The following is a 24179-nucleotide window of genomic DNA, read 5'->3' as shown; positions in this document are numbered from 1 at the left end:
AAAAAAAAGCCCTGCACATTCTATTAAAAAGAACACACAGGGCAACCTAAAAATCCAGACTGAAATATTTATTACAGCCGGCCAGCTCCATAATATTTTCTAAAAAATCTAATTTAAAAAAAACTCTTTCAGTTTAATGCTCACCTTTACGGCTAATGTCTACTTTTTGCTGCCTTTCAAGACTTTTTGCAGGATTTCTGTAAGCAGTAAACAGGAATATTGCAAGGAAAACACAAGCAACAGCAACACCGCCAACATAAGAAACTGTGAGGCCTGTTGCACCATGAGCTCCAAGGTTAAAACATTCTGGAGCATAAAGCAGGTAAGTAATACTTACAGCAGACATAAATGCCGCAGGAACAGCAGTAATCCAGCAACGGTTTGGATTTGGACCGTAGTTTGTTGCAAGGTAAACAGAAGCTGCCCAAAGAACAATCATAGCCAGAGTCTGGTTAGACCAAGAGAAGTATCTCCATACAACATTGTAGTTGATAAATGAGATTGCATAGCCGATCAAAAGAAGAGGAATTGCAACAGAAAGACGAACGCGGATTTTTTTCTCGTCAAGCTTAAACCAGTCAAAAATTGTCATTCTGGCACCGCGGAAAGCTGTATCGCCTGAAGTAATAGGGCAAACAATTACACCAAGCAATGCGATTGGCCCACCGAATTTTCCAAGAAGAGCAACACACATGTCATAAACAGAATTTGAGTTTCCGCCTCCAATAGCTTTCAAAGCAGAAAGTCCAGTTCCTGCGCCGTCTTTATTCCAGAAGAATGCAACTGCGGCAGAAGCCCAAATCAAGGCAATAATACCTTCAGCAACCATTGCACCGTAGAAAATCTTGCGTCCTTCGCGTTCGCTTTTTATGCAGCGTGAAACAATCGGAGACTGGGTCGCATGAAAACCAGAAATCGCGCCGCAAGCAACCGTGATGAACATAAGAGGCCAAATCGGGCGCACTCCGGTGATTTTTCCGGTCGCGCTGTCCATCGTTCCAGGATAAAGATTCTTCAATGTAAGCTCCATCATTGGACGCTCACCAGAATGAATAATTGTTCCGATTGCAATACCAATTGCCATTAAAATAAGCAGAATTCCAAACAAAGGATAAATACGTCCGATAATCTTATCGATTGGAAGAAGTGTTGCCAGGAAATAATAAATAAGAATTATTACAGTCCAAACCTTTATATCAAGCCATTCAGGAGTAAGGCGGGCAAGAAGACCAGCAGGTCCTACCATAAATACAACACCTACCATTACAAGAAGAACAACTGAGAATACACGCATCACATTGTGCATTACAGGGCCAAGATATTTTCCAGTAACTTCAGAAATAGAAGCACCATCGTTTCTTTCAGAAAGCATACCGGACATAAAGTCATGGACAGCTCCAGCTAAAAGAGTACCGCAGACAATCCAAATGTAAACACTAGGTCCCCACATGGCTCCAGAAATCGCACCAAAAATAGGACCAAGGCCGGCAATATTCAAAAGCTGAATTAAAAAAGCCTTTCCAGTAGAGATAGGAACATAATCAACACCGTCAGGATTAGCAACAGCAGGAGTTGCATGGTCGTTTGGTGCAAAGATTTTTTCCACGATTTTGCCATAGATCATGTAACCTACAATCAAAATCACCAGCGCAGCAAAGAAAGTTATCATAAAAATACCTCCAGATAAACAATCTACAAACTGATTTAAAGGCTGTTAAAAAAATTAAATTTACTGCGGTTATTGGTTGTTGTCCGAAATTGCCGTAAAAACTTCTTTAACAACACTTTTTTGAATTTGACATAAGGCTCGTCAAAAAGGCGAACTTTTATCCTACAAAGATTAGTCTAAATCTACATTTTGTATTTGTAAAGAAATTTAAAATCTATGCGAACCAATTGAAAAAAACATGCTTCGATCTGAATATTTTTGTCTAATTGTAAATCTGCGCTGTTAATGATAAAATCATTCTATGCTGCAGAAAGTTGATTCTAAAATTTACATTATTGGCGCGGGTTTTGCAGGACAGATGATTGCCCGCGATTTGATGCGTAAAAAAGTATTTGGTTCGGTAGCGGCATTTTTAGATGATGAAAAAAAACTAATTGGAACTTCAATTGAAGGAATTCCTGTATTGGGTTCAATTGCAGAAGTTGCAAGCCTTGTAAAATGCGGCCCCTTGGATGAAGCAATAATTGCGATTCCAAGCGCGCCGACAGAAAAGATACGTGAAATTTACGAAGCTTTAAAAAAGGGCGGTTTTGCCCACATCAGAATTCTTCCGAGTGTAAGCCAGATTATCGACGGCAAGGCGCATTTTGTACAGACAAGAGAAATAGATCCTCTTGATATTTTGGGCCGGACGCCTGTCATAATTCCGCTTCATCAAAGTTTAAAATACCTTCGCGGAAAAAGAGTTTTTATTACAGGAGCAGGCGGCTCAATAGGTTCAGAACTTGCAAGACAGCTTCTTTCTGGCGGCGCAGAACGGCTCTATCTTTTTGGACACGGAGAAAATTCAATTGTACAGATTTACAGAGAACTTCATGTCTTGCAGCAGGAAGGAGTCGGAGAAAAAGCAACCGTAGTTCCGATTATCGGCGACATGAAAGACCGTGAATACGTAGACTACATAATAAAAAACACTCGGGCAGACGTGATTTTTCATTGCGCGGCTTATAAGCATGTTCCGATGATGGAAGAAAATCCAGTTGCTTCCATCGAAAACAACGTTTTTGGAACTAAAAATCTTTTGGATGCGGCGTTAAAAAACAATGTCCAGCGTTTTGTGCTTATTTCGACAGACAAGGCCGTCAATCCAGTGAGCGTTTATGGAGCAGGAAAAATGCTCTGTGAAAAACTCATTCTTCAATATTCAAAAAAAGCAAATTCTTCACAAAAATTTATGTTTGTCCGATTCGGAAACGTGCTCGGCTCAAGAGGCTCAATTCTGCCTTTATTTCAGGAACAGATAAAATCCGGAGGACCTGTAACAGTCACGGACAAAAATATGGAACGCTATTTTATGACAATTCCCGAAGCATGCTCTTTGGTTCTCGAAACAGGAGGAATCGGAGAAAACGGAAAATCTTATCTTCTGGACATGGGAGAGCCTATAAAAATTTACGATCTGGCAGAACAAATAATTAAATTTTCGGGACTTGAACCGGGACGCGACATTGAAATTAAAATAATCGGTCCGCGCGAAGGCGAAAGAACTTTTGAGCCATTGTGGCTAGAAGAAGAAAATCCTCAAAAAACCGAATATGAAAAGCTCCTTGAGCTTAAAAATTTGGAGTTTGGAGATAAAAAACTCGATCAGCTTCTCGAAAAACTTAAACCTGTCTGCTTTTTCAGTCCCAAAAATACAGAAGCGTTCAGAAACAGAGAAATTCTTCTAAAATACCTCAGAGAATACGTTCCAAGCCTTGACGAATATTACAAAACGACAAAAACTACTTTAGGTTATCTATAAAAATTACGGCAGGTGTGTATGTCAGAATTAAAAGTTCCGTTTTTTAAGCCTTCATTTTCGCAGGAAGAAAAAGATGCTGTTTGCAGCGTTATTGATTCAGGCTGGCTTACGACAGGAAAAACAACTCACGACTTTGAAAAAGAGTTTGCTGATTTTTTAGGATGCAAACACGCTCTTGCGGTCAATTCAAATACAAACGGAATGATTCTTGCCATGGAAGCATGCGGAGTAAAAAGCGGAAGAGCTGTAATTACAACGCCCTACACCTTTGTTTCGACCGCCGCCAGCGCAGTTCATCTGAATGGGGACGTTCATTTTGCAGATATTGAAGAAAATTCATATTCAATCTCGCCGGATTCAATCAGGTCTGTTCTGGAAAAACTCAAAAAAGACGGAAAAATCGAAACTGTTGCGGCAATTGTTCCAGTTCACATTGCAGGGAATTTGTGCAGCATGAAAGAAATCTGCGCCATTGCAAAAGATTATTCAACTCAAAAAAACAAAATCTTCGTCATTGAAGACTGCGCCCATTCATTTCCAAGCAAAACAAAAGACGGTTACGCAGGAACATTAGGCGATGTAGGAATATTTTCTTTTTATGCGACAAAGACAATCACCACTGGCGAAGGCGGAATGATTACGACAGACAGCGATTTTCTTGCAAAAAGAATGTGCCAGATGAGGCTTCACGGAATGGACAGAGATGCATGGGATCGATACACAAGCGACAAAGCTTCCTGGGAATACGACATTATCGCTCCAGGATTTAAGGCAAATCTTCCAGATATTTTAAGCGCAATCGGCCGGGTTCAACTAAAAAAAGCAGAATTGTTCGAATTCAAAAGAAAAAAAATCGTCGAAAAATACAATAAAGCTTTTGCAGGCTGTGATTTTTTGACTTTGCCTCCGGACAGAGAAGGAAACGCCTGGCATCTTTATCTTATTCAAATAAATCCTTCAAAATTAAACTGCACAAGAAATGTATTTGCAAAAGAACTTCAGCAAAACGGACTTGGAATTTCAATGCACTTTATTCCAATCTTCCATTTTTCGTACTGGCAAAAAAAATATCCCGACTTTAAAGCAGAAAATTTTCCAAATGCTGAGCGCCATTACAAAAACACGATTACACTGCCGCTTTGGCCTGATATGAGCGAAGAAATGGCAGATTATGTCATAAAAACAGTAAAATCTGCCGGAGAAAAGTTCCATGTGCACTAAAAGAAAAATTCCTCAAAAAAACACACTCATCTTTTCAGACGAATTTTATTCGGACATTTTTGAAGATGATATGCTCTATGCTTCTGTCGTGCGCAGTCCTGTTCCAAAAGGACGAATCATAAAAATTCTGACGGAAGAACTGCCAGAAGGCTATAATTTTTATGGTTGCGAAGATCTTCCGTTCAAAAAAAATATAAAAATTTCAGGAACAAATATTCCGGTTTTTTGCGAAAAAGATATTGACTACACAGGGCAGGCAATAGGAATAATTACCGGCCCAAACAAAAAAAATGTGCGGCTTCTGAGCAAAAACATTAAAATGAACATTGACGAGCATTTTTACTATGAAGAAAAAAATGAAAATTCAAACATTCTTGCACAACGAGAAGTCAAATACGGCCAAGACTACGAGCTTCAAGAAGAAGACTCTCTGATTGAAGAAGAATGGGAATCCGACATAAATTTTCAAAATTTCACCGAAACAAACGGAGCTTTCTGCTACATAAAAAGCCAAAATCTCTATGTTTTTTCTCCAAACCTTTGGATTAGCAATTTAAGAAAAAATCTTTCCGATATTACAGGTTTTCCAGAAGAGAATATCTATATAACAAGAACAAAAATTCTTTCAAAGACAACGGACATAATTTGGCTAAACACATTAATTTGCTGTCAGTGTGCCCTCGCCTGCCTAAAACTCAAGAAGCCAATAAAACTTGAATTTACAAGAACCGAGCAGCAATTTTTTGCAGAAAATACATCATCCGTAAAAATCAGGCATAAAACCGCCGTTGCAAAAAGCGGGCTCATAAAATCTATGGACATTTTAATCCATGTGAATGCAGGAGCTTATAATCCTTTTGCGCAGGAAATTGCAGACAGACTTGCAATCGCCGCAATCGGAGTATACAAATGTCCAAATATAAAAATTACATCAAACATTTACAAGAGCCACTCAATTCCATCATCAATTGATTTTTCGATAATCGCTTCAAAAGCGTTTTATGCCGTGGAAAATCAGATGAATAAAATTTCCCGCGAAACAGGAATTGACCCTCTTGAACTGCGTATTTTAAATCTAAAAATCGAAGACAGACACAACCGCTCAAAAATCATTCTCGAAACAGGAAAATCAAAAGAAGTTCTCGAAGCCATTTGCAGGACAGGAACTTTTCTGCGGAAAAATGCGGCTTATAAAATGGAAGACATTCACAGGTTTGATCACGACAACGCTTCTCCTTACGCACCGCCTTTGCGAGGAATCGGGCTTGCCTGCGCTTACGAAGGAACTGCCTACCTCGGTTCAAATTTTATAAAAAAAAATCTGAATATTGAACTTTCCTACACAAAAGACCAAAAACTTTATATCCGCGGAATGCCAAGTTCAAAAAACGCATGGCAAATCTGGCAAAAAACTGCTTCCGAAATCACTGGACTTCCTGCCGAAAATATTTTTTTGAACACAAATTACAGCATTGACTCAGAACCAGAAAATCCACAGACGACAAACGCTTCAATTTCAATCAATTCTGTTCTTATAAAAAAAGCCTGCGAAGCCTTAGCTCGAAAGCTTTCAAAAACAACAGACGAAGAATTTCCGGTAACAATAAAAAAAAGTTTTTCTGTAAATCCTAGAAAAAGCTGGGATTTAGAAACGTTCAGCGGGTATCCATTTTCTTCCACAAGTTTTGCAGCAATGATTGCCGAAATTGAGCTTGATTCAGCTTCTTATTCGCCTCAACTGCGCGGAATTTGGTTTATAGCCGATGCAGGAAAAATTTTAAATCCCCACGCAGCCGAAACTTCCCTCAAAAATTCAATTCAAGAAGGATTGAAAGAACTGGTTGAAGACGATGAACTTTCTGTATCCTCAATTTCGATTCAATTTATGCAGTCAAACGATGAGCCAAAACAACTTGGCGATATTGCAGCCTCTCTTTTGCCTGCCGCTTATGCCTCTGCCCTTTCTCAGGCTGTCGGAAAAACAATTACAAATATGCCGGTTCAGACAGATACAGTTTTTAAGCTCACAAAAAGCTTGAAAGAAAACTGGGAAAAACAAAAAGAGGCTGAAGAAAACAAAAATTCAGAAGAAACTACGGAGCTAAAATAAAAATGAAAATTCCTGTAACGATAAATGGAAAAAAAATCATTCTTGATGAAAATCCTGACGAAAAACTGCTGTTCGTCTTAAGAAAGCAAAAACTGATTTCTGTAAAAACTGGCTGCGAGGCAGGAAAATGCGGTTTTTGCACAGTTCTGCTTAACGACAAGCCGGTTTCTAGCTGTCTGATTCCCGTTGGAATTGTAAAAGACTGCACGATAGAAACCCTTGAATCTTTTTCTAAAACAAAAGAGTATAAGGACATTGAAACAGGTTTTTTTAAAGCCGGAATGAATTTGTGCGGGTATTGCAATTCATTCAAGTATTTTTCGGTTTACAGGCTCTTAAAGGACAATTACCGTCCGACAAAATCGCAGTTAATTGAACTTACTACAGAAGATAAATGCGCATGCACGGAACAGGGAGTTTTTATGAACGGAATTCTTTATGCCACCGCAGCCAGGCACGAACGCGAAGGAAGAAAAAAGAATGTTAAAATCTAAGCAGATTTATTACGCAAAGACACTGAACGATATTTTTTATCAAAAAAAATCGATAAAAGACATTCAGCTTATGAGCGGCTGTACACAGGACAAAAAACTTCCGGAAATTTCTCTTTGCGTCCGCAATATTCGCGAATTAAATTATTCAATAAAGCACGAGCGATTTTTTGAGTTTGGTCCGGAAATTACACTTTCACAAATTCTCGAAATCGATCCTGCAAAACTTCCATCTGTTTTTTACGAAGCCGTAAAGTCAATTGCAAACACAAACATTAGGAATATTGCAACTCTTGCAGGAAACATCTGCGCAAAAAACTATAGATACACGCTATTTGCTCCGCTTGTCGCTCTTGACGCAAAGCTTGAATTAAAAAGCGAAACGGAAACAATTTATCTGCCAATGACAAAATTCAATGAAGTTCCGGAAAATTTTGTCCTTTCAAAAATAATACTTCCGCTTGGAGACTGGGAAGTTGCTGTTTTTAAAAGGCTTGGGCCTGCCCACATCATAACCGAAAATTCCGCTTCCTTTGTTTTTCTTGCTGACACTGTAAAAAATCAAATTGCAAACCTCAAAATAGCATTTGCAGGACCTTTTTCGCTGCGCAGCCTTGAGCTCGAAAACAGGCTTTTGGGAGCCAGCCTTCCTTTGAGCGAAAACACAATTCTCGAATTTGTAGAAGCGGCGAAAAAAATCTACGACGAAACATGCCTGGACAAGCAAGTTCCTCCGATTTTAAGAGCGCAGTTTTTAAATCTTGTAAAATATTCGCTTGAACAGCTTACTTAATAAACATGCAGTCACCGTAAGAAAAAAAGCGGTACTTTTGATCTACGGCTTTTTTGTAGGCATTTAAAATATTTTCACGGCCAGCAAAGGCGCTTACAAGCATAATCAGAGTGCTTTCTGGAGTATGAAAATTCGTAAACATTTGATCCACGCACTTAAACTTATATCCTGGATACATAAAAATGCTTGTTGCTCCAGAACCGCCTTTTACAAAACCATTTTCGTCTGCCGCCGATTCAAGGGTTCGGACAGAAGTTGTGCCTACTGCAAGAATTGGGCGGCCTTCTTTTTTTGCACGGTTTATTTTTTCAGCAACATCGAAAGGAATTGAATAGACTTCCTTGTGCATCTTGTGTTCTTCTATATTTTCTGAACGGACAGGAAGAAAGGTTCCAAGTCCGACATGCAAGGTTACAAAACAGCGTTCGATTTTTTTTGCGTCAAGTTTTTCAAACATTTCCTGAGTAAAATGCAACCCGGCTGTCGGACAAGCAGAGCTTCCTGTTTCTTTGGCATAAATTGTCTGATAACGCTCAGAATCCGTATCATCGTCTTCGCGGTGAATATATGGAGGAAGCGGAATATGTCCGTTCTTTTCAAACCAGTTGTCATCAAGAGGAATTTCAAATTTTACAGTACGGAATTCAGAGCCTTTGTCACCTTCATTTTCTATAACAGTTCCGACAGTTCCGTCAAAAAATGAATACTTGTTTCCAGTCTTTACCTTTTTTGCGCCTTTTACCATCGTATGCCAGGTTTTTAAGTCCGGAGTCATCTGGTTTAAAAACATAAATTCCTGTTCGCGTCCGCCCTGTCCTTCTTTTTCGCTAATTTTTATTCCATAACAGCGGCTTCGGCGAACTTTGGAATTGTTAAAAATCATCAATGTGTCTGGAGAAATTAAATCAGGCAAATTTTCCATTTTTAAATGTTGAACTTCGCCAGTTTTGCGGTTTAAAAGCATAAGTTTGTCCTGACCGCGAATTCCAGACGGTTTTTGAGCAATAAGCTCTTCAGGCAAATCAAAATAAAAATCACTAAGTTTCATTTTTTATATTTCTCCAATAAAAAGCCAGTTTGTGTCAATATCAAAATAAGGAAGCCTGCCCGTTTGAATTGTCTTTTACTTCAAGGCCGAGATGTTCATAGGCTTTTGAAGTGACAATTCTTCCGCGCGGAGTCCGCTGAATAAGACCGCATTGAATCAAATACGGCTCATAATAATCTTCAAGAGTGTCCTGCGCTTCTCCAATGCTGATTGCAAGAGTTTCTGCGCCAACAGGTCCTCCGCCAAATTTTTTAATTATTGAAAGAAGAATTTCCCGGTCGTATTTTTCAAGTCCAAGGCAGTCAATTTCCAGACGCTTAAGACCTTCCTCAACAATTTTTAATGTGATTTTATTCCGGCCTTCAACCTGAGCAAAATCCCTCATACGGCGCAAGACACGGTTTGCAACACGAGGTGTTCCGCGGCAACATTTTGCCAAAAGAAGAGCCGCATCATCATCAATAGAAACTTCAAGAATTCCTGCGCTGCGACGAATAATAGAAGAAAGCTCCTTTTGAGTATAAAATTCAAATCTAGGAATAAAACCAAAACGGCTTCTTAAAGGACTGGAAACCGAGCCTGCCTTTGTTGTTGCGCCGACAAGCGTAAAAGGAGGAATCGGAATTCTGACGGTTCTTGCCGCCGCTCCCTGCCCAATAATCCAGTCAAGTTCAAAATCTTCCATTGCAATATAAAGCATTTCTTCAATCGCAGGTTTTAAACGATGAATTTCATCAATAAAGAAGACAGTCCGCGGAGTTATAGTTGAAAGGATTCCAGCCAAATCCTTAGGTTTGTCCAAAGCAGGGGCGCTCGTAACCTTAAAATCGACGCCGAGCTCGTGAGCTGTAATTTGAGCGAGCGTTGTTTTTCCAAGACCTGGAGGACCGATTAAAAGAAGATGATCCAACGGCTCTTCGCGAAGTTTTGCCGCTTGAATAAAAGTAAAAAGGTTTTTTTTAACAGATTCCTGTCCAAGAAAATCTGACAAAAACTGAGGCCTCAAAGAATTCTCTTGAATTTCATCATCTTTTAAGTCCGCTCTTACAATTGCCGAAAAATCTGTTTCGCTGTCAATGCTGTCCATAATCTACGCGAGCTCCACAATTATTTTTCTAAAAATCATATCTTCTTTTTCTTTTTGAGATTTTCCGACAAAGTCTGGCTCAAGTTTTGCAGAAAGCTCCGCAATCTTCTGTTCAACAGTTTTTCTGTCATATCCCATGCTCACAAGCGAAGAAATAACATCAGAAAAAGCGCTGGACTTGGGAACAGTAAATGTCTGCAAATCTTCGTTAAATGAGAGTTTTCCCTTTAAGGCGAGCATCATTTTTCCTGCAGTTTTTTTGCCTACGCCAGGAATTTTTTCCAAAAGAGCGACATCTCCGCTTTCAAGAGTGTCCATAAGAGTTGAAGAAGGCGCGCTGCTCATAATTTTTACCGCTCCCTTAGGACCAACGCCATCAACTTTAAGCAAATCAAGAAAAAAAGAACGTTCTTTTTCGTTTGCAAAACCAAAAAGCGCAAAAACAGTATCTGTATGCTGCATCCACGTAAATATTTTAGCTTCCACGCCAACAGGCGGCAAAAGATCAAGATTTGAATCCGGAATATTTATATCCCATTCAATGCCGTTTTTTTCTAAAAAAAGCTGTTTTGGAAATTTGCCAGTAATTGTTCCAGTAATAGAGTTGAACATAGTTTTATTCTAGCAAATTTTTAAATTGTAATGAAGATGTGTTATTGCGCCTGCAAGAGCGTCAGCCGCATGATCTGGCTTTGGCTCAGTTTCCAGACCAAGAAGAATTTTTACATATTTTTCAACAAGTTTTTTGTCTGACTTTGTAGTCCCGGTAACAGCCTGCTTTATTTGATTCGGTTTATATTCTGACAGAGGAATACAATTTTGCGCGACAATCAGCGTACAAACACCTTTTGCCTCCGCAACAGAAATTCCAGATGTGATATTCTTTACAAAAAACAGCTCTTCCATCGAAGCTTCTGTCGGCTTAAATTCATCAATCACCGCCTGTAAACTTGAAGCAATTTTTAAAAGCCTTTGAGAAAGACTGTCTGTGCTTTTTGTCGTAATGCAACCGTAGCTTACCATTCTGTAGCGTCCGTTAAAAAAATCAACTATTCCAAAGCCAGTATTTGCAAGGCCTGGATCAATACCGATTACACGCCGGATTTTAGGAGAATCCTTAACTGGAGAACTTTCAGTCTTTTCAAAAATTTTTGTTCCAGGCAATTCTTCAAACTTTTTCAAAATAAAACCACACTGAAAAATATTTTTTACACAGCAAAAATCATAAGCCATAAAAAAACCACGGGAAAGCCCGTGGTTTTGCAAAACTTTGATTAAAAAGTTAAGGATTACTCCATTTCAAAGTCTTCTGGATATTCAGCTGTGTGGTAAACGTTCTGAACATCATCGTTGTCCTCAAGGCGGTCGATAAGTTTCTGAACTTTTGCGGCAGTATCCTTGTCAACAGCAGTGTAAGCATCCGGAACCATGCCAACGTCAGCAGAAAGTGTTTCAAACCCTTTTGCCGCAAGAGCATCTGCAACAGCAGAGAATGCATCTGGAGCTGTAGTTACAGTAATAACTCCATCTTCGTTTACAATGTCGTCTGCGCCAGCTTCGAGAGCAGTTTCCATAACTTCGTCTTCATTTACTTTTTCAGCATCAAGCTCGATTGTACCTTTGCGCTGGAACATGCGGCTTACAGAACCAGAAGTTCCGAGGTTTCCGCCTGATTTTGTAAAGATATTGCGAACATCTGCGGCTGCACGGTTGTGGTTATCTGTGAGAACTTCAACCAAAACAGCAACTCCGCCTGGAGCGTATCCTTCGTATACAAGTTCTTCGTAAGATGTTGCGCCGTCTTCACCAGTACCTTTTTTGATAGCACGTTCGATGTTATCCTTAGGCATGTTAGCTGCACGTGCCTTAATAATTACAGTACGAAGACGTGGGTTTGAGTTTGGATCTCCACCACCCATTCTTGCGGCAATTGAAATTTCCTTAATGAATTTTGTGAACAGTTTACCGCGTTTAGCATCTGCAATACCTTTTGCATGTTTAATGGTTGCCCATTTACTGTGTCCTGACATGATAACTCCTATAAAAAGCCAATCTTTTTGACTTTATAATATACAAACAAGTTTAGATTTTGTAGTCTAACACAAAACCAAACTGTTATCAACAGCATATTAGCATTTTTATTTTTTCAGCCCTTTTAAGAAAGAACTTGCGGCATTTGAAGCGGCTTGAGAAGCCTTATTTTTTGCAGCATCGCCCGTTTTTTTCTTAAGTTCAGACTGTTTTTGACTAAGCTGTTTTGAAATAGAATCAAAACTGTTTTTCTGACCGTCAAGCTTTGCAGAAATATCGCCAAACTGAGAAATATATTTTTTTGCAGTTTCTGAAGAAGCAATCTGCTCATTCAACTTTGCAGCCACATCTTTTTTCACATTCTCAAATTCGGCATTTGCAACGCTGGAAATTGCATCTGCAAGAAGAGTGTCAAAATTCGTATCCAGTTTTAAACCAACGCCTGATTTTTCGCTAAAAGAAAAACCTGCTCCAAGATTAAGAGACTTGATTGATTTTAGCGCGGTCGTATAAATTCTCGTTGCAGTTTCTGAGCCAAGTTCTCCGCCAGTTACAGCCGCAGGATTCATATTAAGCTTTGCATTTCCAGAAAAACTAAAATCCGAATCCGCAACAATAGATGCGCTGACATTCGATTTTCCTTCAAACTTTGGAATAACGTCCGAAGCGCCTTTTTTTGACAAGTCAAGACTCAAAGGAAAGTTGCTTCCAGAATATCCGGCTTCGACAAGATGCGCTTTTGTTCCTGTTCTTGCGTCAACCGTAAGATTAGCATTATGAACACACTGACTTTTCTTTACGCTGCCCTTTACAATCCAAGGTTCGCCGCGTTTATTCATATCGCTTGAAATATTTGTGGCAAAAAGTTCGATTCCGCTGCCAGAACCATGAACTTTTTCGACAAGAAGTTTCGGAACCGTGTCTTTTTTCCAATAAACGTAACGGCCGGCAAAGCGTTTGCTTTCTTTTTTCGCCTTTTCAACTGCTTTTTTATTGGCATCTTCTTTTTCTTTAGCATTTCCACCCGAAGCTTTCATAGAAGAAGCATAGGAAATCAAATCTTTTAAATACGGATAATACTGTCCCAAAAGAGCGTATCCGGCCTGGTTTATAGAATCGTTCAGAGCCGACTTTGCTTTTTTTGGATCAAGAATAGAAACCTGGGCAGAAAGAAGATTTTTGTCGGAAGCGATTGAATCTTCAAGTTTTTTCTGCAGCTGCTTTATTTTTTTCTGGTCACCTTCAAAAGAAGAAAGAGTTGTTTCCATATCGGCCTTTGCTTTTTTTACGGTAGAACCGGCTTGTTCAATCTGTTTTAAGAGAGAAGGAATTTCTGCCGGACTTACCTTAGAAACATTCAAATTTGAAAGCGATTTTGTTGCATTCTGAACTTCTTCAACGCTCTTTTTTAACTCGTCTGGTTTATTTTTCCAGTTTTCGACAAGAACCTTTAATTCCTCCTCGACTTCTTTTGCAACTTTTTGCGACTGGAGATTTTCCTTTATATTTTCTGCAATTGCCGCCGGATCATACATTGTAAAAAGCTCCGTAATTGCTTTTTTTGCGGCGTCAGGATCAGTTCCGATTTTTTCTTTAAGAGAATCATAAAAACCAGTCGAATCGTTTTTCTTTGCCTTTTCCCTTTTATCTTTCGGCTTTATAGCAAGTTTTCCGCTCGTTTTCCGCTCTGTTCCAAGTTCAATTCCTGTAATTTCGATGTTTTGAGCATGAAATTTTGCCTGCAAAAGATTTGTCAGATTGAAATTTAAATCGAGGCGTTTAAATTCAAAAAGATTTTTAAATTCATCATCGCTCGAAGCCTGGGCAAAATTTTCGATGGTAACATGAGAATCAAAAAACTGAATATCTACAGAACCCACATCGCACTTTGCGCCAAAAATTTCCTGCATTCCGCTTGTAATAGCCATTTTTGCAACAGGATTTTTAAAAATAGTTACTGTAATCCCAAGCGCAGCAATTACGGCGGCAACCGCAATAAAAGGAACAACCTTTATTCTGCCTTTGTTTGCCTTAATCTGTTTTGCAAGAAGCTTAAGTCGCTTTATTTCTTTTTTTGTAAATTCAGATTCAGCAGGAACACAAAGAACATCCCTGCCATTTTTGTCCTTCGACTGCTTAAAAAGCGAAGAAACATAAGTTTTGTCGGCAGGAACATAGAGTTTTTTTTCTATTTTGCCTCCAAAATTTTTAGACGAATATGCTTTTTTAAAAATCGAAGGAAGTTTTGAGCGCGGATATTTTTTTTCGATTTTTGGAGCCTTTGTTTTTTTTATTTTTTTAGTTTTTTCAGCCATTACCGCTCTCCCGCCATTGAAGCAATTTTAGAAATCAAAGGAAGTTTATTTATAACCTTGAATATTTTTGAGTTGCGGATAAAGTCAGCCGCGTATTTTCTCCATACAAAAACAAGAAGTCTTGCAAATGCATAAAGAGGAATATATAGAAGAATTCCGCACAAAAAACTTCCCATTACGACAGTATTGTTGAATTTTGTGAACGCAACAAAAGGAATTTCGATAAGACGCTCAAAAAAAGTCGCAAGCGAAGGAAGCGTCAAAAACCAGTACCCGATGCTGTCAAAAAGACCGTCAAAAGCAGGCGAAACAGCAGAGCCAAGCAAAATCATTAAAAGATAAGAAGGTTTATTTATCCTTACAAAAAGAATAAAAACCAGGACCAAATACCATAAAAGGTTATTCTTTGGCATAAGACCAAGAATTGCGCCGCAGGCAAAGGCATGGGCGATTTCGCCAGGATTTACATTGCCGTTAAAAGCCTTTAAAAGTTTTATAAGTTTATTTAACATGCTTTCATTTTACCACAACAGTTTAAAATGTTACAATTAAATAAAAAGAATAAAAATCAGGACTTTTATGAAAAATTCTACTTTTATAATTGCAGAAATCGGAACGGCGCACGGCGGAAATTTTGAAAAAGCCGTAAAGCTTATGGACGCGGCGGTTGAAGCCGGATCGGACGCCGTAAAATTTCAATGGGTTTATGCTGACGAAATTTTGCATCCAAACACAGGTTTTGTAGAGCTTCCCGGCGGAAAAGTGCGGCTTTACGACCGTTTTAAGGCTCTCGAAGTAAAAAGCGAATTTTTCAAAAAATGCAGTGATTACGCCCGTTCAAAAAATGTAAAATTTATCTGCTCGCCTTTTGGACTAAAATCTCTTGAAGAACTTTTAAAAATTGAGCCGGACTATGTAAAAATTGCAAGCCCGGAACTAAACCATTTTCCGCTTTTAAAAGCGCTTGCAGAATACCGCGGCGAACAGAAAAAAAACGGCAAAAAAGCAGTTCCTGTAATAATTTCGAGCGGAGTTTCCGAACTAAAAGACATTCAAAACGCGATTGGTATTTTGGGAACTGAGCAAATTACACTTTTGCACTGCATAACTTTTTATCCGGCTCCCGAAGATGAATACAACCTGCGCGTAATAAAAACTCTCAGCAAAAAATTTGGAATCGGCTGCGGAGTCAGCGACCATTCCCTCGATCCTGTTCTGGTTCCCTGCCTTGCGGTAAGCCAGGGCGCAAAAATGATTGAAAAACACATAACCTTAAGCAAAGAAACTGACGGACTTGACGATCCTGTGGCGCTTACAGCGGAACAATTCGGATTTATGTGCCACACAGTCCACCAAAGCGATGCGGTTCTGAGGCATTACGGAGCTGAACAAGGAGAAATGGAAATAATCAGGCAGATGGGCGAAACTTACGGAAAAGAGCGCGTCGAAAAAATTTTGGGAAGCGGAAAAAAAGAGCTTGCGCCTTCCGAAAAGCAAAACTACGGACGCACAAACCGGAGCCTGCACTTTATAAACGACATGAAAGCTGGAGAAAAAATAAAAAACGGGGATGTCGCGGTTTTGAGGACAGAAAAGGTTCTAACGCCTGGAATAAGCCCGAAGTTTCTTGAAGAAATTACCGGAAAAACGCTCAAACACGAAGTAAAAGCCGGCTCTGGCGTCAATTTTGAAGATTTTGCTGAATAAAGGCTTAAAAAAAGAAAACGAAACGACAAAAAGGTGCGGACAAAAAAAATATTTATGAAGGGACAAATTCTAGCCCGTGCCGGAACAGCGCGCAAGCGTCCGCAAAGCGGATGAAGCGGCAGCGCAACTGTGCAGGGACGGTCGCAGGCAGGAAATGCGCTCCAATTTTTTTGTTTGTATAAAGTGCTTTTTTTTTGTATCATATTGAATTATGGCTAGTTTAATTCAACCGCGCGTGCTTAAAGGCTTCCGCGACATTTTACCGGAAAACGAAATTGAACGTTCCGGACTTATGGAAAAAATTACAAAGGTTTACCGCTCATACGGTTTTGTTCCTATCGACACTCCAGTTCTCGAATATTCTGAAATTCTTTTGAGAAAATCCAACGGCGAAACAGAAAAACAGGTTTTTAGATTTTTGGACAACGGAAAACGTGATGTTGCCCTGCGTTTTGATCTGACTGTTCCTTTTGCGCGTTTTACCGCAGAACACGAGAGCGAGCTTTATTTTCCTTTTAAAAGATACCATCTTTCAAAAGTCTGGCGAGGCGAAAAACCACAGGCTGGACGTTACCGCGAATTTATACAGTGCGACATTGACACAGTAGGCTCGGATTCGGCTGCGGCTGATTTTGAAATTCTGAGCATTATGCGTGCGGCGCTTGCGGAAATCGGAGTAAAAGACATTACAATTCACGTAAATCACCGCGGGATTTTTAACCGTTTTCTTGAAAAACTCGGAGCTGCAGAAAAATCAGAAGACATTTTGCGTTCAGTTGACAAGCTTGCAAAGGTCGGAAAAGAAGAAGTAAAAAAAGAGCTGGTTGAATATACTCAGTCCGAAGAAAAAGCAGAGCAGATTTTGACATATATTTCCGGCTCTAACGACTTTGACTCGACTTTGAGCATGATTGAGCAGATGGCAGGCGGAGAAGACAGCGACAGCCAGAGAATGCGCGATATTTACAATATGATGAAGGCGGCAGGAATAGAAGCAACTTACGTTCTGGATCCTTCGATTACGCGCGGACTTGATTATTATACCGGCGTTGTTTACGAAACTTTCTTAAACGAACTTCCGTCAATCGGCTCTGTATGTTCTGGAGGACGCTACGACAACCTTGCAGGCCTTTACACAAAAACAAAACTTCCGGGCGTAGGAGCTTCGATCGGGCTCGACCGTCTTCTTGCAGGTCTTGAGCAGCTTGGAAAAACAGGCAAAAAAGGAAGCTATCTCGATGTGGAAATCTACTGCATGGACAAATCGCTTGCCGTTCACTATCAGGGAATTGCAGAAAAATTGCGCCAAAAAGGAATCAACGTAGAAGTTTTTCCGGAAGCGAAAAAAATGGCGCAGCAATATGCGGTAACAGATGCAAAGACAGTTCCATGGGGAATTTTAATCGGAACAAACGAAGCCGAAAAAAATGTTTTGACCTTAAAAAAACTTGCCACACGTGAGCAGTTTGAAAATTTGACGGTTGAGCAGGCGGCGGAAAAAATTCTTTCAGAAAAATAGTCTTGAATAATTTTATCTGCCAACAAAAAAAAACATATCAGGAGGAGAAAAAATGGGATTTTTAAAAGATAAGGTAGCAATTATAACAGGCGGCGGAAAAGCAGTTTTGAGCGACGGAACTTGCGGCTCAATCGGATACGGAATCGCCACAGCATACGCAAAAGAAGGCGCAAACCTTGTGATTACAGGACGCAACCTTCAAAAATTAAACGATGCAAAATCCGACCTTGAATCAAAATACGGAATAAAAGTTCTTGCCGTGCAGGCAGATGTAAACGCAGGAGCAGACAATGAAGCGGTTGTAAACGACGTTGTAAAGCAGGCTGTTGAAAAATTCGGCAGAATTGACGTGCTTATAAACAATGCCCAGGCCTCGGCTTCCGGAGTTCCGCTTGCCGAGCACACAACAGACCAGTTCAACCTGGCTCTTTATTCCGGACTGTACGCGGCATTTTACTACATGAAAGCCTGCTATCCATATTTAAAGGAAACAAAAGGAACAGTAATCAATTTTGCTTCCGGCGCGGGATTATTCGGAAACTACGGACAGTGCGCATATGCCGCCGCAAAGGAAGGAATCCGCGGACTTTCGCGCGTTGCCGCAACAGAATGGGCGCCAGACGGAATCAACGTGAACATAGTCTGCCCTCTTGCCTGGACAGCCCAGCTCGAAAAATTCCAGGAATCATACCCGGACGCATTCAAGGCAAATGTAAAAACTCCTCCAATGGGACACTTTGGCGACGTAGAAAAAGAAATCGGCCGCGCTTGCGTACAGCTTGCCTCGCCAGACTTTAAATATATGAGCGGCGAGACAATCACACTTGAAGGCGGAATGGGCCTAAGACCATAAACACAAAAAAAGGGGAAGCCTCCCCTTGCGGCCGCACTGCGTTGCGCCCTATCCCCTCTGCGGGGACACCCCGCAACTCCCCGACAAGTTTGTCCGCCAGGTCGCAGGTGGTACATTCAATCTGATATTCAAAGTCGGTCATAATAAATTCTAATTCAAAACAACAGCATCATCAAAGCAATTCTTGAAGATTAAAAACTTGTCATTTTCGTCGAGTGAAAAATAATTTCTGAATCCAAGTTCCGCATTATATCTTTTTATCACAGAGCGAAACATTTCTCTTTCATTTTTTATAAGAATATTTCTGGAAAGCTGCGCAAACCATTTTGAAATTTCAAAAACATGCTCTGGCAATCCTCTGCTTCCAGAACGCTCATACAATTCTGCAATCTCAGCATCATTCAGTTTTGAATAGATTCTTAAAGATTCTTCTGAATCAGAAAAAAGATAATATCTCCACCATTGTGTCCCAAGATAATTTCTTCTTTCTGAGTAAAAATGTTCTTTTGAATTTCCCCAACGCCAAAACACGACATCAGGCAATAATTGCAAATTTAAAAACTGCCACATAGGAAGTGTTGCAGCGACAGAAGGTGTAATTTTCATTTTTTCATAAATTAAGCTTCCAAGCTCTTTATCAAATTTCAGTTTTAAGGAGTTGTCAATATTATGATTAATATCACCGAAACCGTATTTTCTAGCAAGAGCAATTACATTCTGCCGCAATAAATCAAGCTCCTCATATAAAACCATATCTCCGACACCGGGCGGAACAAGCTTGTTTTCACTTAATGCTTCAAAAACAAAACGGCTGTTTTCTAATTTTTCGTATATTTTTTCCGGCTCATCATCAATTACCGGATAAACTCTGATTATATCTTCGTCATTCATCTTATTCATCTCCAAAAACATATTCCTGAATTGCCGTATACAGAGAATTTCTTTGCTCTTCGCCTTGATTTATCATTTCCTTCAGGGAAGTCAAATCTTTTTCAGGAAAATATTTCTCTTTTACTTCATTCAGAATTTTTGAATAAACAGCGCGTAAAGTAAAAGAATTCTCTTCAAACGACTCTGAAAGCTCATCAAGTCCGTGTTCCTTATCAAGAGCATCAAAAACAATAGTTCTATACACATCAAACATAATCATTTTCAACAGATAATTTGCGGCAACATCATTCTCTAAATCTGAATTTATCTTTTTAAAAAGCGGATGTTCTATATTAAAAAATAAAGTGTATGTCGCATTAAAATTGCTGTCCAAATCAATATATTTTTTGCGGAGATAATACAAAGCTTTTTTTGCAATTCCAGAACGCTCCTTAAAAGAAACTGCTTTTACAGGAAAAAGAGCTTGACCGCCTTCAAGATACAAAAGTTCAGAAGTTCTGAATATAACAGCTCCTTTTTCTGTTGCAAATTCTGTTTTTTCAACAAATTTATCTTCAGACGAGATTGCCAGAACCAAAGAAATTTCTGTGTCGCCCGCAATTTTAGTTCCTGGAACAATGCAAGAAAAATTATATTCTTTCACGCTTTCATTTCTTTTATTTTCATACTTTTGAACAAATGCGCAGCCTTGCAGTGAAGTCCCGTTTCGTCCAGACAAAGAGTTCCATACAATATAGAATGAAGCTTCTGCATTTCTAGAAATAAAAGAGTCAAGCTCTTTTGCTGAAACATATATATTGCAGTTTATTTGCAAATCCGCATTTTTCTTCCAGGATTTTATTTCGTGCGACAAAGGTATTGAACGCCCGTAAATCTGCCATTCAGCCTGAATTATTCCAGATTCCGGAGAAACTGTCTTATAGGTATATATTTTATTGTACATCAACTTCCTCCCAGTCAATTTTCAAATCAAATGAACAGTCTTTTTGGCATTTTATTTTAAAATAGCAAGTTTCCGGGAGTTTAAATATCTTTGGAAGTCTTGAATCTGTCATAGAGAGAGTTCCGTCTTTATCTTTTTTATATGTTCCGGAAAACTTTAGGTAAGTTCCATTATCCTCAAAACTGTCTCCAGCATCCAAAGTTTCTATTTTGGGAACTATATTATTTATCTTGACAGCCTTATCCGTTAAAACATTTATCTTGTATTGAACATAAACATATTTTTCGTTTGTTTTTGAATCGATTTCAATATATGAATTTCCAGTTTTAGTAATTGACGACTTTTTGTTTGATGCCTTTGCTTCTGCTTGAACAGCTGGTTTCAAAGTTTTCTTGGCTCCGCCAACTGGCAATTTATATGGAAGAAGCTTTGCGCCTAAAGTGCGTTGAATCATAACTGAAATATTTGCCGCAGAATCATCAATTTCTTCAAAAGCGCAATTCGACCTTACAAGCAGGTCAATTTTGTTTTCTACAGTTTTCAGATAATTGTGAGGAAACATATCATTTTTATGTTCCCAGCGTGTATGAGTCTGGTTTTCTATTCCCCGAAAATACCGATCTATTTCGCCCTCTGTTTCTCCATTAGAACAAGACTTCGTGTCACAGGCAAAAACTCCAAAACACGTTTCATTAAGGTTCTCTGGTCCGATGTTATACTTTCCATAATAAACAATATTTCCAATCCCCCTCATAAAAGCGACAAGCGGCTGTGAAGTCCTTAAAATTGGCATCAATTCTTCATATTTACTTTTTTTAGGCGAAGTCTTTTCGATGCAGGCAATTCCAAGCTTTACGCTAGGACGTTCCTGGGAAATTTCAATGCTTCTTTTTCCGTCTGCTTTTATCTCTTTCTTTTTTATCGCATTAAGTCTTCTGTAAGCGTTTATAAAATGCTTATAAGGATATATTTCATTTGGATTATCAAGCTCTATCTTTTCATTTTTATAGGCAATATCAAAAATAACTTTTTTCGCAATTATTTTGTTCCAGTACCAATGGACTAAATACTGAGGAATGTCGTATCTGAATATATCATCGATTGTTTTTTCGTTGCCATTTTCGTATTGAGGAAAAAGCCGGGGACGTGCATTTAAAATAAGGATTTTTGTTCCTGTCTGCATTTCGTTAAAGACATTCATGCCGATTGCTTCGGCAATTTCATCTGCAAGTTTTCCTAAAACAGGCGACGCATAAACGCCGCTTTCGTTATCGCTTTGCTTTTTCTCTCCCCACCAGCATCTGTTATCTATTCTTTCATCCATCGAAACAGCGATAAGCCTAGACTGATAATTCGATGCGCTTTCAGATTTTATTCTTGTGTAAATAATTATTGTCCTGGCTTGCGAGTACAAAAAGAACGCCGCTTTTCCAAATCCGTACGAACCTCCGTCATTTGAATAAAGCGATTTGTCATTTCCTGTAAAATAGACAAAATTTGCAAAATTCTGATTTTTCTTTTTCTCTGTAATTCCAGGAAATCCTATCAGGCCAGTAGTATTGGTATCGCTTATCTCAATATTTAGGGAAGATGTTTTTATATATTTCTGTACATTTTTGGCATAGTACGATTCTGAATTTTCTGAATCAAACAGCTTTTGTATGAAAACCATTTGGTCTGAAGAGAAACTGAAAGCCCGAATTGAAAAATTCAAAGGCAAATATTTAGATACAACCTTTCCTGTTTTTTCATCAAATTTTTTTTCTTTTAGCCGGCTGTCAAAAGAATTTTGAACAGCTTCTCTTAATAAGATTTCTGTATCAGTTAAAGAAGAACCATTTAAAGTCTTGGACGCTCCGCTTGCATTTATAGTTCCCATTCCTCGTCTGAACGGCACTTCATCAAACTTAAAGTCTATCATTCTCCACTCCATCCAATGAAATTGTCATATATGTATTGAATTCAATATTCTTATCTTTTGGAAAAACAAGCGTTATCCCGATAACGTCTTCTGCCGCATCCAATGGCAGTCTGCCAGTCTGATTTGATTTTGGCTTACTGTCTTTATCAATCGGATATATGAGCAAAAGCCCAGGCTCAGCGATTCCTTTTTCTTCAAAATATTTATGGCGCTGAAGAAACATTTTTAAAGGCCTGAATTCATCTTTTTCAGAATCAGGAATATCTGTATCAACAAGCATATTCTGCGGCTGGCCCAAAACTTTTATATTTGCTATTGAATCATTTTTGCTTTTAGGATCCAGGCGGCTGCGGTTAACAAGATGGACTTTTAGCTTTGAGCAAATCTGATATTCTCGGCCCGTTTTGTTTTGAATTATTGAGACATTCCAGTTTTGCAAAAAATTTTTGGAATTGATTTTTTCAAGATATTTCAAGATTAAATTTTTTCGGCAAGCATTGTTGGATTCACAAATTTTATAATTTTCAATAAACTGCCGAATTTTAGAAATTGGAATATTCGAATAAATAACACTCCCATTTTTTTCTACTGGAGCTTGAGCTATTCCGTCAAGAAATTCTCTTGTGGCAATCTGATTATGCAAAAGCCATTCTTTATTTGTGCGCTCAAAGAATAAAGTCGATGGTCTTTGACCAGCATAATTTATGCCGGTAATTCTTGCATTCTGCATTGCCAATTTTCTTGTAATTTGAAGAAGAGGAAGAACTCGTATTCTTGGAGCTATCTCATCAGGAGTAAGGCCATTGCCATAATCTGTAAACTGTTCCTGTAACTCGTCTTCCACATCGGCAAGCAAAGAAAAATTTTTTGCTATTTGTTCTGTTGTCCAGATTCTTGGCAAATCTTCATAGCCAATTCTATATCCAAACCAGCGCCCCATTTGCAGCAATGTGTCATATAATTTTGATGTTCTGTAAAAATAGCTTACGATAAGACCTTCAAGTGTAAGACCGCGCGAAAGAGTATTTCCGCCAATTACAATATAAACCTTGCTTTCATCAGCAGGATAATGAAGCCTCTCATCCCAAGCTATAGAACTATTGTCAACTACGGTTTCGATTTTATCTGCGGCTTCTAAAATAAAGTTTTTCAGCCGGTTAAAATCAGGGACTTTGTATTTTTCTTTATCTTCTTCGGAATAATTAAAAAGCTGTTTTACAGTTTCAAATGAAACTCTGTCTTTTTCAGAATTCCAAACTTTCTCCATATAACTAAAAAAGTCAGATGGATTTTGTTTTATATTCTCTATAAAAAGCTCAACAGATTTGTTCACAACAGCATGCGTGGAAATTTTTAAATCCACATGGATAAGCATTGAAGAGTGCTTGTTGCTGAAACCACGATAGTATTTGCATGCTGTGGCTAAAATAAAGTAAAATATTGCATTCTTTAATGATTCAGGAACATCTGCATAGTCATTAGACTTTGGATTTATCTCTTCTGTTTCCACAAAATTCACAACATCAAGCAACGGCTCGGGATTATCAGGATCATCATTTGACGAGCCAAACAATTTTCGCGCGCTATAATATTTAGGACTTATAGACAAAGGATAAATAAAGTCTTCTGGATACAGACTGTCTTTTCCAGGCTTTTCATTAAGGACATTTGCAAATGGAGTTGCTGTAAATCCTACATAACAATACTTTTCAAAAATATTTAATATGTCTGTAATCAACGAATTGATAGAGCTTCTTTTTCCTGTTGCAAAACCGT

General features: G+C 38.8%; 20 protein-coding genes. 8 read left to right on the top strand and 12 right to left on the bottom strand.

The window, feature by feature from the left end; translation table 11 throughout:
• Positions 1-133 precede the first annotated feature (133 nt).
• On the bottom strand, positions 134-1669 hold the full coding sequence (locus tag B2X33_RS01575) for a carbon starvation CstA family protein (RefSeq protein WP_296667097.1): 1536 nt from the start codon (positions 1667-1669) through the stop codon (positions 134-136).
• 301 nt (positions 1670-1970) lie between these two features.
• Here B2X33_RS01575 and B2X33_RS01570 point away from each other — a divergent pair, with 301 nt between their 5' ends.
• Genes B2X33_RS01570 through B2X33_RS01550 form a run of 5 tightly spaced genes read left to right on the top strand, consistent with a single transcriptional unit; the run spans position 1971 to position 8088 of the window.
• Entirely contained in the window at positions 1971-3473 is a 1503-nt protein-coding gene (locus B2X33_RS01570; RefSeq protein WP_296667096.1) for a polysaccharide biosynthesis protein, read from the top strand.
• A gap of 18 nt (positions 3474-3491) precedes the next feature.
• Entirely contained in the window at positions 3492-4694 is a 1203-nt protein-coding gene (locus tag B2X33_RS01565) for a DegT/DnrJ/EryC1/StrS family aminotransferase (RefSeq protein WP_296667093.1), read from the top strand.
• Positions 4684-6804 carry a xanthine dehydrogenase family protein molybdopterin-binding subunit gene (locus tag B2X33_RS01560; protein WP_296667091.1) on the top strand — a complete coding sequence of 707 codons (2121 nt, stop codon included), beginning with the start codon at positions 4684-4686 and terminating at the stop codon, positions 6802-6804. The genes B2X33_RS01565 and B2X33_RS01560 overlap by 11 nt, the downstream gene beginning before the upstream one ends.
• Before the next feature lie 2 nt (positions 6805-6806).
• Complete coding sequence (locus B2X33_RS01555) at positions 6807-7298, top strand: (2Fe-2S)-binding protein (protein ID WP_296022058.1); 492 nt, start codon at positions 6807-6809, stop codon at positions 7296-7298.
• Positions 7285-8088 (top strand): FAD binding domain-containing protein, encoded by an 804-nt coding sequence (locus tag B2X33_RS01550; protein ID WP_296667089.1) that lies wholly within the window; start codon positions 7285-7287, stop codon positions 8086-8088. Before B2X33_RS01555 ends, B2X33_RS01550 begins: the two co-directional genes overlap by 14 nt.
• Here the strand turns inward: B2X33_RS01550 and queA are convergent.
• The 7 genes from queA to B2X33_RS01515 form a co-directional block, all read right to left on the bottom strand.
• Positions 8081-9136, bottom strand: a complete 1056-nt coding sequence (gene queA / locus B2X33_RS01545) for a tRNA preQ1(34) S-adenosylmethionine ribosyltransferase-isomerase QueA (protein WP_296022043.1) — start codon at positions 9134-9136, stop codon at positions 8081-8083. The two genes, B2X33_RS01550 and queA, sit on opposite strands and share 8 nt — an antisense overlap.
• Before the next feature lie 40 nt (positions 9137-9176).
• Entirely contained in the window at positions 9177-10223 is a 1047-nt protein-coding gene (gene ruvB, locus B2X33_RS01540; RefSeq protein ID WP_296667087.1) for a Holliday junction branch migration DNA helicase RuvB, read from the bottom strand.
• Positions 10224-10226: 3 nt separating this feature from the next.
• Entirely contained in the window at positions 10227-10835 is a 609-nt protein-coding gene (gene ruvA / locus B2X33_RS01535) for a Holliday junction branch migration protein RuvA (protein WP_296667085.1), read from the bottom strand.
• A gap of 9 nt (positions 10836-10844) precedes the next feature.
• Positions 10845-11456, bottom strand: a complete 612-nt coding sequence (gene ruvC / locus B2X33_RS01530; RefSeq protein ID WP_296667083.1) for a crossover junction endodeoxyribonuclease RuvC — start codon at positions 11454-11456, stop codon at positions 10845-10847.
• Positions 11457-11512: 56 nt separating this feature from the next.
• Positions 11513-12253, bottom strand: a complete 741-nt coding sequence (locus B2X33_RS01525) for a YebC/PmpR family DNA-binding transcriptional regulator (RefSeq protein WP_078931193.1) — start codon at positions 12251-12253, stop codon at positions 11513-11515.
• A 108-nt stretch (positions 12254-12361) separates the two neighbouring features.
• Positions 12362-14569: a TIGR03545 family protein gene (locus tag B2X33_RS01520; RefSeq protein WP_296667081.1), complete on the bottom strand. Its 2208-nt coding sequence runs from the start codon at positions 14567-14569 to the stop codon at positions 12362-12364.
• Positions 14569-15081 (bottom strand): TIGR03546 family protein, encoded by a 513-nt coding sequence (locus tag B2X33_RS01515; protein WP_296022003.1) that lies wholly within the window; start codon positions 15079-15081, stop codon positions 14569-14571. Before B2X33_RS01515 ends, B2X33_RS01520 begins: the two co-directional genes overlap by 1 nt.
• Before the next feature lie 67 nt (positions 15082-15148).
• Here B2X33_RS01515 and B2X33_RS01510 point away from each other — a divergent pair, with 67 nt between their 5' ends.
• The 3 genes from B2X33_RS01510 to B2X33_RS01500 all read left to right on the top strand — a co-directional run bounded on the left by B2X33_RS01510 (position 15149) and on the right by B2X33_RS01500 (position 18648).
• The gene (locus tag B2X33_RS01510) at positions 15149-16276 is read left to right on the top strand and encodes an N-acetylneuraminate synthase family protein (RefSeq protein ID WP_296667078.1); all 1128 of its coding nucleotides are present in this window, start codon (positions 15149-15151) and stop codon (positions 16274-16276) included.
• A gap of 211 nt (positions 16277-16487) precedes the next feature.
• The gene (hisS, locus tag B2X33_RS01505) at positions 16488-17795 is read left to right on the top strand and encodes a histidine--tRNA ligase (RefSeq protein WP_296667075.1); all 1308 of its coding nucleotides are present in this window, start codon (positions 16488-16490) and stop codon (positions 17793-17795) included.
• 52 nt (positions 17796-17847) lie between these two features.
• The gene (locus B2X33_RS01500) at positions 17848-18648 is read left to right on the top strand and encodes an SDR family NAD(P)-dependent oxidoreductase (RefSeq protein ID WP_296667073.1); all 801 of its coding nucleotides are present in this window, start codon (positions 17848-17850) and stop codon (positions 18646-18648) included.
• 150 nt (positions 18649-18798) lie between these two features.
• Here the strand turns inward: B2X33_RS01500 and B2X33_RS01495 are convergent, their stop codons facing one another.
• The 4 genes from B2X33_RS01495 to B2X33_RS01480 all read right to left on the bottom strand — a co-directional run.
• Positions 18799-19548 carry a DUF6339 family protein gene (locus B2X33_RS01495; RefSeq protein WP_296667070.1) on the bottom strand — a complete coding sequence of 250 codons (750 nt, stop codon included), beginning with the start codon at positions 19546-19548 and terminating at the stop codon, positions 18799-18801.
• Positions 19541-20482: a hypothetical protein gene (locus B2X33_RS01490; RefSeq protein WP_296667068.1), complete on the bottom strand. Its 942-nt coding sequence runs from the start codon at positions 20480-20482 to the stop codon at positions 19541-19543. The genes B2X33_RS01495 and B2X33_RS01490 overlap by 8 nt, the downstream gene beginning before the upstream one ends.
• On the bottom strand, positions 20472-22403 hold the full coding sequence (locus B2X33_RS01485; protein WP_296667066.1) for a hypothetical protein: 1932 nt from the start codon (positions 22401-22403) through the stop codon (positions 20472-20474). The genes B2X33_RS01490 and B2X33_RS01485 overlap by 11 nt, the downstream gene beginning before the upstream one ends.
• On the bottom strand, positions 22390-24179 hold a 1790-nt coding region (locus B2X33_RS01480), incomplete at its 5' end, for a Z1 domain-containing protein (RefSeq protein ID WP_296667063.1). The genes B2X33_RS01480 and B2X33_RS01485, both read right to left, overlap by 14 nt.

Source organism: Treponema sp. UBA785 (assembly GCF_002297065.1).
Lineage (GTDB): Bacteria > Spirochaetota > Spirochaetia > Treponematales > Treponemataceae > Treponema_D.
The sequence above is the reverse complement of the archived record's forward strand: the minus strand, read 5'-3'. Positions and strand labels throughout refer to the sequence as shown.